Annotated in this window: 15 protein-coding genes; 10 read left to right on the top strand and 5 right to left on the bottom strand. The window is 66.0% G+C overall.

Features of this window, described 5'->3' with window-relative positions; genetic code table 11:
- Positions 1-51: 51 nt before the first annotated feature.
- Positions 52-576, top strand: a complete 525-nt coding sequence (locus F9K07_RS21595) for a DUF3299 domain-containing protein (RefSeq protein WP_236581423.1) — start codon at positions 52-54, stop codon at positions 574-576.
- A gap of 13 nt (positions 577-589) precedes the next feature.
- Positions 590-1,546: an AEC family transporter gene (locus tag F9K07_RS21590; RefSeq protein ID WP_159595374.1), complete on the top strand. Its 957-nt coding sequence runs from the start codon at positions 590-592 to the stop codon at positions 1,544-1,546.
- Between the two features lie 9 nt (positions 1,547-1,555).
- Here F9K07_RS21590 and F9K07_RS21585 read toward each other — a convergent pair whose 3' ends face one another.
- A complete protein-coding gene (locus tag F9K07_RS21585; RefSeq protein ID WP_159595373.1) occupies positions 1,556-2,011 on the bottom strand; it encodes a hypothetical protein in 456 nt (151 codons plus the stop codon).
- A 2-nt stretch (positions 2,012-2,013) separates the two neighbouring features.
- Entirely contained in the window at positions 2,014-2,544 is a 531-nt protein-coding gene (locus F9K07_RS21580; protein WP_159595372.1) for a GNAT family N-acetyltransferase, read from the bottom strand.
- A 181-nt stretch (positions 2,545-2,725) separates the two neighbouring features.
- Between F9K07_RS21580 and rpsP the strand changes: the two genes are divergently transcribed.
- The 6 genes from rpsP to F9K07_RS21550 all read left to right on the top strand — a co-directional run bounded on the left by rpsP (position 2,726) and on the right by F9K07_RS21550 (position 6,687).
- A complete protein-coding gene (rpsP, locus tag F9K07_RS21575) occupies positions 2,726-2,980 on the top strand; it encodes a 30S ribosomal protein S16 (RefSeq protein ID WP_159595371.1) in 255 nt (84 codons plus the stop codon).
- A 16-nt stretch (positions 2,981-2,996) separates the two neighbouring features.
- Entirely contained in the window at positions 2,997-3,596 is a 600-nt protein-coding gene (gene rimM / locus F9K07_RS21570; RefSeq protein ID WP_159595370.1) for a ribosome maturation factor RimM, read from the top strand.
- 22 nt (positions 3,597-3,618) lie between these two features.
- Positions 3,619-4,383 carry a tRNA (guanosine(37)-N1)-methyltransferase TrmD gene (trmD, locus tag F9K07_RS21565; RefSeq protein ID WP_159595369.1) on the top strand — a complete coding sequence of 255 codons (765 nt, stop codon included), beginning with the start codon at positions 3,619-3,621 and terminating at the stop codon, positions 4,381-4,383.
- A 132-nt stretch (positions 4,384-4,515) separates the two neighbouring features.
- Positions 4,516-4,872 (top strand): 50S ribosomal protein L19, encoded by a 357-nt coding sequence (gene rplS, locus F9K07_RS21560; protein ID WP_159595368.1) that lies wholly within the window; start codon positions 4,516-4,518, stop codon positions 4,870-4,872.
- A gap of 137 nt (positions 4,873-5,009) precedes the next feature.
- On the top strand, positions 5,010-5,693 hold the full coding sequence (locus tag F9K07_RS21555) for a CoA pyrophosphatase (RefSeq protein WP_159595367.1): 684 nt from the start codon (positions 5,010-5,012) through the stop codon (positions 5,691-5,693).
- Positions 5,694-5,757: 64 nt separating this feature from the next.
- Entirely contained in the window at positions 5,758-6,687 is a 930-nt protein-coding gene (locus tag F9K07_RS21550; RefSeq protein ID WP_159595366.1) for a CobD/CbiB family protein, read from the top strand.
- Here F9K07_RS21550 and rsgA read toward each other — a convergent pair.
- The 3 genes from rsgA to F9K07_RS21535 are packed head-to-tail and all read right to left on the bottom strand — an operon-like array spanning position 6,684 to position 9,223.
- Entirely contained in the window at positions 6,684-7,622 is a 939-nt protein-coding gene (rsgA, locus tag F9K07_RS21545) for a ribosome small subunit-dependent GTPase A (protein WP_159595365.1), read from the bottom strand. The genes F9K07_RS21550 and rsgA overlap by 4 nt on opposite strands.
- Positions 7,622-7,942 carry a 4a-hydroxytetrahydrobiopterin dehydratase gene (locus F9K07_RS21540; protein ID WP_159595364.1) on the bottom strand — a complete coding sequence of 107 codons (321 nt, stop codon included), beginning with the start codon at positions 7,940-7,942 and terminating at the stop codon, positions 7,622-7,624. The genes rsgA and F9K07_RS21540 overlap by 1 nt, the downstream gene beginning before the upstream one ends.
- An 18-nt stretch (positions 7,943-7,960) precedes the next feature.
- On the bottom strand, positions 7,961-9,223 hold the full coding sequence (locus tag F9K07_RS21535; protein WP_159595363.1) for a M48 family metallopeptidase: 1,263 nt from the start codon (positions 9,221-9,223) through the stop codon (positions 7,961-7,963).
- Between the two features lie 73 nt (positions 9,224-9,296).
- Between F9K07_RS21535 and orn the strand changes: the two genes are divergently transcribed.
- Entirely contained in the window at positions 9,297-9,902 is a 606-nt protein-coding gene (gene orn / locus F9K07_RS21530) for an oligoribonuclease (protein ID WP_159595362.1), read from the top strand.
- 76 nt (positions 9,903-9,978) lie between these two features.
- Positions 9,979-11,577 (top strand): inorganic phosphate transporter, encoded by a 1,599-nt coding sequence (locus tag F9K07_RS21525; protein ID WP_159595361.1) that lies wholly within the window; start codon positions 9,979-9,981, stop codon positions 11,575-11,577.
- The last annotated feature ends 2 nt before the right edge of the window (positions 11,578-11,579 follow it).

Below are 11,579 nucleotides of genomic sequence, written 5' to 3'. Positions count from 1 at the left end.
AAGCACGTGCTCCTTCCCTGTCGCGCCTCGCCTCTCGCCGCTTTCGTGGTCATGAGCAGCTTGCTGCTTGGCGGCGCCCACGCCCAGGTGCTGAGTTCGCCGGTGCCATCGGGCAGTGGCACGGGCGCGCCGTCCCCGCAGGCCCCGGGCCTGCCGCACGCAGGTCAGGGCGCAGGCGTGCACAGCCCGCTCAGCCCCTTTGCGCCGCTGCCCAGGCGCAACGACGTGGTGGCCTGGTCGACCCTCACCGACATCACCACCCAGGTGGTGAACAAGCGCATCGTGCCGGTCTATCCCGCGCCAGTGGCAGCGTTGAACCAGAAGAAGCTGCGCCTGCAAGGTTTCATGATGCCGCTGGGACCGGGAGAAACGCAGCGCCACTTTCTTCTCGCATCCGTGCCCCTGACCTGCAGTTTCTGCACGCCGGGCGGGCCTGAGAGCATGGTTGAGGTGCGCACTCGCAAGCCCGTGAAATACCGGCTGGAAGCGGTGGTGGTGGAGGGCACTTTCCACGTGCTGCAGAACGACCCCTACGGTCTGTACTACCGCATCACCGAGGCCATCGGGGTCGAATGAGTACCATCGCCGGGTGAACATCGCCAGCCATCCCGTCGTCGCCTCTCTCACACCGGTATTCCTGCTGATCGCGCTGGGCTTCCTGGCCGGGCGGCGCCAATGGATCCGCGAATCTTCGGTGCGCGACCTGTCCAACCTGGTGTTCCTGCTGTTGATTCCGGCGCTGATGTTCCGCACCATGGCCTCGGTGCACTTCGAAACGCTGGACTGGCGGCCGGTGCTGGCCTATTTCCTGGCGGCCCTCACGCTGCTGGGTGCGTCGATCGCATGGCGCGGGTTCAACCGCCGCAGCGTGGTGCTGGGGTTGGCGAGCACCTTCTCCAACATGGTGATGATCGGCATCGCGCTGATCGAACTCGCCTATGGCAAGGAGGCGCAAGTCACCCTGCTCACCTTGGTATCGGTGCACGCGCTGATCCTGCTCACGATCGGTTCGATCACGCTCGAACTCGCGGTGGCGCGAGAGGCCCGTGAAGGTGGCGCGCGCGCGCCCCACGTGCTGGCCACGGCATGGTCTGCCATCAAGGGTGCGCTCATCCATCCCATTCCATTGCCTATTCTCTGCGGCCTGCTGTTCGCGCAGACCGGCCTGGCATTGCCTGCCGTGATCGACCGGCCGCTGCAGTTGCTGGCCAGCGCCTTCGCGCCGATTGCGTTGGTGCTGGTGGGCGTCACGCTCGCGCGCACGTCCATGGCAGGCCATCTGCGCGAGGCGCTGTGGGTGTGCGTGGCCAAGAACCTGGTGCTGCCCGTGTTGGTGGGCCTGAGCGCCTGGGCGCTCGGCATCACCGGCATGCCGCTCACCGTGCTCGTGGTCGCCGCGGCCCTGCCTGCAGGCGCGAACGTGTTTCTGTTCGCTCAACGTTACGACGTGGCGCAGGAAGTCACCATTGCGAGCATGGGCCTGTCGACCGTGCTGGCGCTGTTCACCTTGAGCCTGACCATGCTGCTCATGGCCTGGCTCAATTAGGGCCCAGCTTCACTGGCTGATCTTGCGGCCTTCCTCGACCTGGTATTCGAAGTAGCGCTGAAAGGTAAAGGCCAGGCTGCCCATGAGCGCCACCGTGCCCAGCAGCAACGCGAACACGAGGGCGCCAATGGTGAGCCAGTTCGTGCCGCCGGCCACGGCGTCGGCGGGCAGCTCGGGATTGAACTTGAGATTCCACTTCTCCCGCTCGGTCAACGCGTAGACGATAGCGGCCAGGCAACTGGCCGCTACCGTGAAGCCCAGCAGCGGGATCAGTACCCAGGAGAGCTTGTCGTCCTGTCCGTAGAGCAGCACGCGGTCCACGCCCCATAGGCCCAATGCGGCCGGAATCGGGTGCAACCAGCCGATCCAGTCGCCCAGGCCGCGCAGGTAGAAGCGGTGCAGGCCGAGCACGCCACCGATGAGCGCCAGCCAGACCGCCAGCGTCTTGTTTTTTCTGTAGGCCATGCTCAGACGCCCTCGACCGGTGGCGTGGTGTCGCCAGCACCCAGGGTTTTCTGCATCAGCACGATGTCGAGCCAGCGGTCGAACTTCCAGCCGCACGACTGCACCACGCCCACCGGCTCGAAGCCCAAGGCCTTGTGCACGCCGATCGAACCCGCGTTGGCCGAGTCGCCGATGACGGCCATCACCTTGCGCGTGCCGGCGCGCTCCAGCACCGCCAGCAGTTCCGTCAGCAGCGCGCGGCCCAGGCCTTTGCGGTGTGCGTTGGGGTCGAGGTAGATCGAATCCTCGACCGAGAAGCGGTAGGCCGGGCGCGGCTTGAACCAGTTGCCGTAGGCGAAGCCCTGCACCTGGCCTTGTTCCTCGGCCACCAGCCAGGGCAGGCCCTTGCCCAGCACGTCGGCGCGGCGTGCCGCCATCTCGGCTGCCGTGGGCGGCGTGGTTTCGAAGGTGCCGGTGCCGTGCAGCACATGGTGGGCGTAAATGCGGGTGATCGCGTCGAGGTCTTCGTCGCGGCTGGGGCGTATCAGGGGCATGGGTGTTTCGAACTCAGGAGAGGGGGCGTCTGGGGGAAACCGGCGAACGGGCTATAATCGCGGGCTTCGTGGCGTTTCGCTGGCCGGGTGGTCAGTCGTGTGTCTCAAGCGCTGCAGAAAAGCGGATCGCAAGATCCCGTGAAGTACCACTGTTGGTACCTCTCCACCCGAAGGATAAATCATGGTCGTCATTCGACTCTCCCGCGGCGGCTCCAAAGCCCGTCCTTTCTACAACATCGTCGTTGCCGACAAGCGCAACCGCCGCGATGGCCGCTTCATCGAGCGCATCGGCTTCTACAACCCGCTGGCCCGCGGTGGCGAAGAGCCCCTGCGCGTCGCCGTGGACCGCCTGACCTACTGGACCGGTGTGGGCGCTGAGCCTTCGGACACCGTGGCCCGCCTGGTCAAGCAAAACGCCGCCAAGGCCGCGGCCTGATCCCGTCCTTGCCCCGGTGAGCACGCCCGCGTCCGGCGCCTTCCAGGCGTCGTCCCTGCCCGACGATGCCGTCGAGCTGGGGCGCATACAGGACGCGTGGGGCATCAAGGGCTGGGTTCGAATCCTGCCTCACAGCGCCGACACGTCGGCGCTGTTTGCTTCCTCTCAATGGTTCCTGCAGCCGCCCGAAGCCCGCTTCGCGCGCGGCTTTTCGGCGTTTTCGGGTTGTGTGGGCGTGAACGTCCTTGAGGTCAAGGCGCATGCCGATGGGCTCGTGGCCCAGTTGGAAGGCGTGGCGGATCGCAATGCGGCCGAGGCGCTCAAAGGTGTGCGTCTCTACCTGCCGCGCAGCGCGTTCCCGGCCACGCCCGAAGGCGAGTACTACTGGGTCGACCTGATCGGCCTGGACGTGGTCAACCGCGAAGGCGAGCACCTGGGTGTGGTCCGCGATCTGATGCCCACGGGGCCTACCTCGGTGCTGGTGCTCGAATACACCGAAACGGTGGACGGCTCGGAGAGCGTCGCTGAGCGCATGATCCCTTTCGTGGCGGCATACATCGACGATGTGGACAAGGCCCAGCGGCGCATCACCGCCGATTGGCAAAAAGACTACTGACGCCCGCGCCGGCCACACCGCCATGCGCTTCGACGTCATCACCCTGTTTCCTGAACTTTTCGCGCCATTTCTGCAGCACGGCATCAACCGCCGTGCTTTCGACGCTGGCCTGGTGGACGTGCACCTGTGGAATCCGCGCGATTTCGCTGAAGGCAACTACCGCCGCGTCGATGATCGACCGTTCGGTGGTGGCCCCGGCATGGTCATGATGGCCGAGCCGCTGTGGCAGTGCTTGCAGGCGGTTCGTGCGTCTCGTGCCGAGCCCGATGCCGAGCGTGCTCCGGTCGTGTTGTTCTCGCCCATTGGCGCCCCCCTGAACCACGGTCGCGTGGAGTCTTGGTCGCGCAGCCAAGGCGCGGTGCTCGTGTGTGGTCGCTACGAAGGCATCGACCAGCGCTTCATCGACACGTGTGTGGACCTGCAGATCAGCCTGGGCGATTTCGTGCTCTCGGGCGGCGAAATCGCGGCCATGGCCCTGCTCGATGCGGTCGCGCGCCTGCAACCCGGCGTGCTCGGCGATCAGGGCAGCCACCAGCAGGACAGCTTCAATCCCGCGCTGGACGGCCTGTTGGACAGCCCGCACTTCACCCGCCCCGAAGTCTGGCAAGACCAGCCGGTGCCCGAGGTCCTGCTGGGGGGACATCACGAGCGCATTGCCCGCCACCGCCGCGAACAGAGCCTGCAACTCACCGCGCGCCAGCGGCCGGACCTGCTCGCCCTGGCCCGGGAGCAGGGTTTGCTCGACAAGGCCGACCTGGCTTTTCTGCGCTCTCAGAGATTGCTATAATCCAAGGCTTTTCGATCCTCTGACCGGCCGCTGTGACCGGGCCAGCCCGCAGACCCGCAAGGGAATGGACGGGGCCCTTGCCGGATTCGCAGCCTTTAGTGCAGCGCGGTCACGATCGACGAACAGGAAACCATGAACCTCATCCAGACCCTTGAGCAAGAAGAAATTGCTCGCCTCGGCAAAGTCATCCCGCCGTTCGCCCCTGGCGACACCGTGATCGTGAGCGTCAACGTGATCGAAGGTGCACGCAAGCGTGTGCAGGCATACGAAGGTGTGGTGGTTGCCCGCCGCAACCGTGGCCTGAACTCCAGCTTCATCGTGCGCAAGATCTCCAACGGTGAAGGCGTCGAGCGCACTTTCCCGCTGTACAGCCCGCTGATCGCCAAGATCGAAGTCAAGCGCCGTGGTGCCGTGCGCCGTGCCAAGCTGTACTACCTGCGCGAGCGCAGCGGCAAGTCGGCCCGCATCAAGGAAAAGCTGGGCGCGTAAAGCGCATCGGAGTCCGTCTCCGGTCCCAAAAAAAGCCGCTCTCCGAAGCGGCTTTTTTGCGTCTGGAGACAGGCATTTCCGGCTTGCGACCCGCAGACGGCAAGGCGGCCCACATGTCGCTATGCTTGGATCCTCTCATGACCCAGCTTCTCCCTGCCTTTGACCCGCGTCTGGTGCCCATCGTCGCGGACACCGATGACGAAGTGCTGCTGCCCGCGCAAGCACAGCGCCTCACGCCCGCGGGCTTGCGCGAACTGTTTGCCCGCCCACCCGTGTGGACGCCCGAACTGCGCCGCGAGCCCAAGTTCGCCGATCGCCAGCCCGCCGAAGCGGCGGTGTTGTTGCCCCTGGTCATGCGCGACGAACTCACCCTGATCCTCACCCAGCGCGCCACGCACCTGTCCACGCACTCGGGGCAGATCGCCTTGCCCGGTGGCAAGCTGGATCCGCAGGATGCCGATGCCACCGCCGCGGCCTTGCGCGAAGCGCACGAGGAAATCGGCCTGATGCCCGAGCGGGTGGAGGTGCTGGGCACGCTGCCCGTGTACGTGACAGGCACGTCTTTCACGGTCACACCGGTGGTGGGCCTGGTGCAGCCCGGTTTTGAATTGATGCCCAACCCGGACGAGGTCGACGATGTGTTCGAAGTGCCACTCGCGTATCTCATGAACCCCTTGCACCACCGCCGGCATGCGCACGACTTCGAAGGCGTGGTCCGCCAGTGGTATTCCATGCCGTACCTGGACGGCGACCGCGAGCGTTTCATCTGGGGCGCCACGGCGGGCATGCTGCGCAATTTCTACCGCCTGCTCAGCGCCTGAGTAGCGGATATTCCCGTGCCGTGGGCTTGTGGGGCGGGGTGGGGGACGCCACTATGATGGCGCCATGAGTTTCTTTGCCATTCTTCTTGCGTTGCTGCTGGAGCAAGCACGTCCACTTGCGTTCGACAACCCGGTGCACGCGGGCCTGCGCGGTTGGGCGCGCACGGTGCGGCGCAATCTCGATGCGGGTCAGGCCTCGCACGGCTGGGTGGCCTGGTGCCTGGCCGTGGGCGTGCCCGCCGTGGTGGCCGGCCTCGTGTACTGGGGCCTGTGGCAGTTCAGCTCGGTGCTGGCCTTTGCCTGGACGGTGGGCATCCTCTACGTCACCCTGGGGTTTCGCCAGTTCAGCCACCATTTCAGCGAGATCCGCCATGCGCTGGACGAGGGCAATGACATGCTCGCGCGCGAGAAGCTGGCGAACTGGCTGCGTGTGGATGCGTCGAGCCTGCCACGCACCGAGCTGCTGCGCCAGGTGATTGAGCACTCGGTGCTGTCGGCGCACCGCCATGTGTTCGGCGTGCTGGTGTGTTTCGTGGTGTTCTGGGTGGTGGGCCTGGGGCCTGCGGGGGCGGTGTTCTACCGCATGGCCGAGTACCTGTCGCGCAACTGGCGCGCAAGGCTCGATGGCACGCCCAGCCCCGGGTTGCAACGCGCGGCCGCCACGGCCTGGCGCTGGATCGACCATGTGCCCGCCCGCGTCACCGCGCTCGGGTTTGCCGTCGTCGGCAACTTCGAGGAAGCGTTGGCGAGCTGGCGCGCCGACGCCGAGCGCTTTGCGCCGGGCAGCGACGGCGTGGTGCTGGCCGCCACCTCGGGTGCCTTGAACGTGCGCCTGGCGCCGCGGCCCGACGCGCTCGCCGTGCCGGAAGACGACGACCCCGGTGACCGTCCCGAGCCCCAACTCGCCCACCTGGGCAGTGTGGTGGGGCTGGTGTGGCGCTCGGTGGTGCTGTGGATGCTGCTGCTCGCTTTGTTGACGCTGGCAGGGCTCTAGTACTTTCGCTTGTCCGAGAGTTCCGCGAACAGTTCGCCGTACAAGCGGTAGCGGTTGGCGCTGATGGCCAGAGGATCCGCACCGGCCTGGCCCGCGTCGCCGCTTTGTACATGCGCCACCACGCCGCAGCCGGGCTCGTGCAGGTGAGTGCAGTTGTAGAAGCGGCACGCACCCAGGGTGGCATTCAGATCCGGCATGAGATGGGCCAGTTGCATCGGTTCGATGTGGTTCAGGCCGAATTCCTGGAAACCTGGCGAGTCGATCAGCGCGGTCTGGCGCGTGTCATCGACCCAGTACCAGGTCGTGCTGGTGGTCGTGTGCTTGCCCGAGTTGAGCGCGCGCGAGATCTCACCGGTCTGGGCGCGTGCCTCGGGCACCAGCCGGTTCACCAGCGTGCTCTTGCCCACACCGGAAGGGCCTAGCACCAACGTGCGCTTGTTCAACAGGCGTGCTTGCAGTTCGCCCAGGCCGGCTTCGCTGCCGTCGGCCGATTTCAGGCGCAAGGGAAGCACGGACAAGCCCATGCGGCGGTACGGTTCGAGCCGGGCCCAGGCCCGATCGAACGCCGGCTGCAGATCGCTCTTGTTGAGCACGATCAGGGCGTCGATGTGTTCGGCCTGCGCTGCGATCAGCGCGCGCGTGAGCTGGCTTTCGGAGAACTCCGGGTCGGCCGCCACCAGCACCAGCACCTGGTCGAGGTTGGCGGCGAACGACTTGGTGCGCATCTCGTCCTGTCGGTAGAACAGGTTGCGCCGCTCCTGCACGCGCTCGATGCTGCCTTCGTCGCCCGTGGTCTGCCATTGCACCTGGTCGCCCACGACCACGGCGTTCTTCTTTCCGCGCGGGTGGCAGATGCGGCGTTCGCCGTCGGGGCTTTCGACGAGGCAGTGGCGCCCGTGGGCCGCCACCACCAGTCCCGGTTGAAGCTGGGCCATCAGGCCTTCTGCAACGCGTCCACCGCGGCAGCGCAATGGAAGTCGCTGACCGAGATGCCGCTCACGTCGTGCGTGTTGAAGCGCACGGTGCAGCGGTTGTAGCTCACCGCCAGGTCGGGGTGGTGGTCTTCCCGGTGGGCGATCCACGCCAGCGCGTTGACAAAGGCCATGGTCTCGTGGAAGTTGGCGAAGTGGTAGGTTTTCTCCAGCGCGCCGTCGATCAGCTTCCAGCCTTGTGCGGCATCGCCGTTGAGCTGGGTGAGCTGGGTCACGACTTCGGTGGCGGAGAGTGCGCGGCGGTTTTGGTGGATGGGGTTCATATCGAGCTCTTGTTCACTTCAGGCCGCCTGCAACCGGGAAAGGCGTTCGCTGGCGGGTGGGTGGGAGTAGTAGAAACGCGCGTAGAGCGGATCGGGCGTGAGCGTGCTGGCGTTGTCCTTGTAGAGCTTGAGCAAGGCCGCGGCGAGATCGTTGCCGCTGGTGTGCGCGACGGCATAGGCGTCGGCTTCGAACTCGTGCTTGCGCGAGAGCTGGGCCATCAGCGGCGAGAGGAAGTAGGTGAGCAGGGGCACGACCATCATGAACAGCAGCAAGGCCAGGGCGTCGTTGGGCGTGTCCATGGACGGCGTGACGCCCAGGCCGCTGTAGAACCAGGCCTGGCTGGAGACCCAGCCCAGCAGGGCGAAGCCGGCGAGGCTGAGCGCGAACATGAGCACGATGCGCTTGAGGATGTGTCGGCGTTTGTAGTGGCCCAGTTCGTGCGCGAGCACCGCGTCGATTTCATCGGGGCTGAGCTGCTGGAGCAAGGTGTCGAAGAACACCACGCGCTTGGCCGCGCCGAAGCCGGTGAAGTAGGCATTGGCGTGCGCGCTGCGCTTGCTGCCGTCCATCACGAACAGGCCCTTGGCCGCGAAGCCACAGCGCTGCATGAGCGCGTTCACACGCGCCTTGAGCGTCTCGTCCGACAGTGGTTCGAACTTGTTGAACAGTGGCGCTATGACGGTGGGGTAGAGCACCAGCGCGAGCACGTTGAAGGCCATCCACACGCCCCAGGCCCAGAGCCACCAGTTCGGGCCGGCTGCGCCCATCAGCCACAGCACCAGCGCGGCGATGGGCAGGCCGATCAGCGCACCGACCAGCGCGCCTTTGACGAGGTCGCCCAGCCAGAGGCCGAGCGTCATCTTGTTGAAGCCAAAGCGTTCCTCGATGCGGAAGGTGGCGTACCAGCCCAGTGGCAGGGTGAGGAGACCGCCGATCAGCACGAACGCGGCCAGCAGCGCGAGCTGCTGTGCCAGGCCACCCCCCATGGCCGAGAGCAGCGACTGGTTGAGCCAGTCCAGCCCGCCCAGCAAGGTCCAGCCCAGCAGAAGCGCGGCGTCCAGAGTGGCTTCGAGCAGGCCGTAGCGGGTCTTGGTGATGGTGTAGTCGGCGGCTTTCTGGTGGGCCTGGAGCGAAACGGTGCCGCTGAAAGCGGCCGGTACGGCGCTGCGGTGGCGCGCCACGTGGCGCATCTGGCGGCTGGCGAGCACGGTGCGCACGACCAGGCCGAGCACCAGCAGGGCGCAGAAGAGGGCGGTGAAAGAGAGCGAGGCGGTGTCCATGGGCCGAGTCTATCGAAGTGGGCCCGGATCGCGCGCCGACGGGTCTGGCGGCGGATCGGCGAAAATCCCCGCCATGACTTCTTCTCCCCCCCCGGCCAGCGCGGCCGTTGAAACCCCCTCCAGCGACATCCCTACACTGGCCAGGAGCGACCAGAACCTGGTGTGGCTCGACTGCGAGATGAGCGGCCTGGACCCCGAAAAAGAACGCTTGCTGGAAATCGCAGTGGTCATCACCGGTCCGCAGCTCACGCCGCGCGTGGAAGGGCCGGTGATCGTGCTGCACCAGAGCGACGCCGTGCTCAACGCCATGGACGCCTGGAACAAGGGCACGCATGGAAGGAGCGGTCTGATCGACAAGGTCAAGGCCAGCACGGTGGACGAAGAACAGGCCACGGCCGAGTTGTTGGCGTTCATTGGCCGGTACGTGCCCAAGAACAGTTCGCCCATGTGCGGCAACACTATCAGCCAGGACCGCCGTTTCCTGGTGAAGTACATGCCCAAGCTGGAGGCCTATTTCCACTACCGCTGCCTGGACGTGAGCACGCTCAAGGAGCTGGCCAAGCGCTGGCGGCCCGAGGTGTACGACGCGTTCAAGAAGCACCAGCGGCACACCGCCCTGGCGGACGTGCACGAGTCGATCGACGAGCTCGAGCACTACCGTACCCATTTCCTGCGCTGACCCGCGCGATTTTCTTCGCGCTCGGCGCGATCGCGCCGCGACCCCGTGTCCAACCCGTACTTCCGCTGAGTTCAGCATGACCAAAAAATCCCGCCGCCGCTTCCTCATCAAGCACCAGGAGGTGCTGCAACTGAGCGTGGCACTCCTGTTCCTGGTGGTGGTCGGGGCGTATGCCTCGCTGACCGGCGCGTCCAGCGCGGGGCTGAGCACATCGGCTATCTGGCTGCTCATCGTCGCGGCATCCGTGGGCGCGTACATGTCGATGAACATCGGCGCCAACGACGTGGCCAACAACATGGGGCCCGCGGTGGGCTCCGGGGCCATGACCATGGGTTGGGCGATCCTGATCGCGGCCGTTTTCGAAGCCTTGGGCGCCATCGTGGCCGGGGGCGACGTGGTGGGCACGATCAAGGGCAACATCATCGACCCGCGCGCCATTTCCGACCCGGCGCTGTTCGCCTGGGTGATGTTCTCGGCGTTGTTGGCCGGCGCGCTCTGGTTGAATCTGGCCACTGCGGTGGGCGCGCCGGTGTCCACCACCCACTCCATCGTGGGCGCGGTCATGGGCGCGGGCATCGCGGCGGGCGGCTGGGGCCTGGTGAACTGGGGGACCATCGGCCAGATCGTGATCAGCTGGGTGGTCTCGCCGCTGGCGGGCGGCGCGATAGCCGCCGCATTCCTGTACATCATCAAGCGCAGCGTGACCTACCGCAGCGACATGATCGAGGCCGCCGGCCGCGTGGTACCGATCCTGATCGCCCTCATGGTCGGCGTGTACACCACGTACATGCTGCTCAAGGGGCTGGGCCAGCTGGTGCATGTGAACGTGCTGCAGGCCTTGGTGGCCGGGGTGGTGATGGCGTTGCTGGTGTGGGTGTTGATCCGCAAGCCGATCGCGACCATGGCGCGCCGACAGGACAACAGCAAGAAGAGCGTCAACCGCTTGTTCACCTGGCCACTGATCTGTTCGGCGGCGCTGCTGAGCTTCGCGCATGGCGCGAACGACGTGGCCAATGCCATCGGGCCGCTGGCGGCGATTTACGAGGCGGTGAAGGACGGTGCGATCGCCACGTCGGCCGGCACGCCGATGTGGATCATGGTGCTGGGCGCATTGGGCTTGGCGGTGGGCCTGGCCTTGTACGGTGCGCGCCTGATCCGCACCGTGGGCAAGGAAATCACCGAGCTGGACAACATGCGTGCCTACGCCATTGCCATGTCGGCCACGCTGACGGTGATCGTCGCCTCGCAGATGGGTATGCCGGTGTCGACCACCCACATCTCGATCGGCGCGGTGTTCGGCGTCGGTTTTCTGCGCGAGCTGTTGAAGGTGAACTACGCCAAGATGGAAGCCGTGGTGCGCAAGGGACACCAGGGCGCCGACCGCGACGTGGTCGAGGCCTACTTGAGCCGTTTCGAGGCGGCCGAGGTGAGCGAGAAGAAGCGCATGCTCGCGGAGTTGAAACAACGCGCCAGGCAGCGCGAGGCCGTCGCCACGGACGAAGACGGCGCCGTGTTCGCCAAGAAGGAGCAGAAGGCGTTCAAGAAGGCCTACAAGAAGGAAATCGTCAAACGCTCGGTGGTCATGCGCATCGTGGCCGCCTGGATCGTGACCGTGCCGGCCACGGCGGTGCTGGCGGCCGTATTGTTCTACATCGTTCGCGCCGTTCTCGACTGAAC

Source organism: Hydrogenophaga sp. BPS33, assembly GCF_009859475.1.
Lineage (GTDB): Bacteria > Pseudomonadota > Gammaproteobacteria > Burkholderiales > Burkholderiaceae_C > Hydrogenophaga.
The sequence above is the reverse complement of the archived record's forward strand: the minus strand, read 5'-3'. Positions and strand labels throughout refer to the sequence as shown.

Excerpts from the sequence above, each read along its gene's own strand:
- F9K07_RS21525 (WP_159595361.1), top strand. The coding sequence starts at position 9,979 with ATGACCAAAAAATCCCGCCGCCGCTTCCTCATCAAGCACCAGGAGGTG.
- F9K07_RS21550 (WP_159595366.1), top strand. The coding sequence starts at position 5,758 with ATGAGTTTCTTTGCCATTCTTCTTGCGTTGCTGCTGGAGCAAGCACGT.
- rpsP (WP_159595371.1), top strand. The coding sequence starts at position 2,726 with ATGGTCGTCATTCGACTCTCCCGCGGCGGCTCCAAAGCCCGTCCTTTC.
- F9K07_RS21580 (WP_159595372.1), bottom strand. The coding sequence starts at position 2,544 with ATGCCCCTGATACGCCCCAGCCGCGACGAAGACCTCGACGCGATCACC.
- F9K07_RS21555 (WP_159595367.1), top strand. The coding sequence starts at position 5,010 with ATGACCCAGCTTCTCCCTGCCTTTGACCCGCGTCTGGTGCCCATCGTC.
- orn (WP_159595362.1), top strand. The coding sequence starts at position 9,297 with ATGACTTCTTCTCCCCCCCCGGCCAGCGCGGCCGTTGAAACCCCCTCC.
- F9K07_RS21595 (WP_236581423.1), top strand. The coding sequence starts at position 52 with ATGAGCAGCTTGCTGCTTGGCGGCGCCCACGCCCAGGTGCTGAGTTCG.
- F9K07_RS21585 (WP_159595373.1), bottom strand. The coding sequence starts at position 2,011 with ATGGCCTACAGAAAAAACAAGACGCTGGCGGTCTGGCTGGCGCTCATC.
- trmD (WP_159595369.1), top strand. The coding sequence starts at position 3,619 with ATGCGCTTCGACGTCATCACCCTGTTTCCTGAACTTTTCGCGCCATTT.
- F9K07_RS21535 (WP_159595363.1), bottom strand. The coding sequence starts at position 9,223 with ATGGACACCGCCTCGCTCTCTTTCACCGCCCTCTTCTGCGCCCTGCTG.
- rplS (WP_159595368.1), top strand. The coding sequence starts at position 4,516 with ATGAACCTCATCCAGACCCTTGAGCAAGAAGAAATTGCTCGCCTCGGC.
- F9K07_RS21540 (WP_159595364.1), bottom strand. The coding sequence starts at position 7,942 with ATGAACCCCATCCACCAAAACCGCCGCGCACTCTCCGCCACCGAAGTC.
- rsgA (WP_159595365.1), bottom strand. The coding sequence starts at position 7,622 with ATGGCCCAGCTTCAACCGGGACTGGTGGTGGCGGCCCACGGGCGCCAC.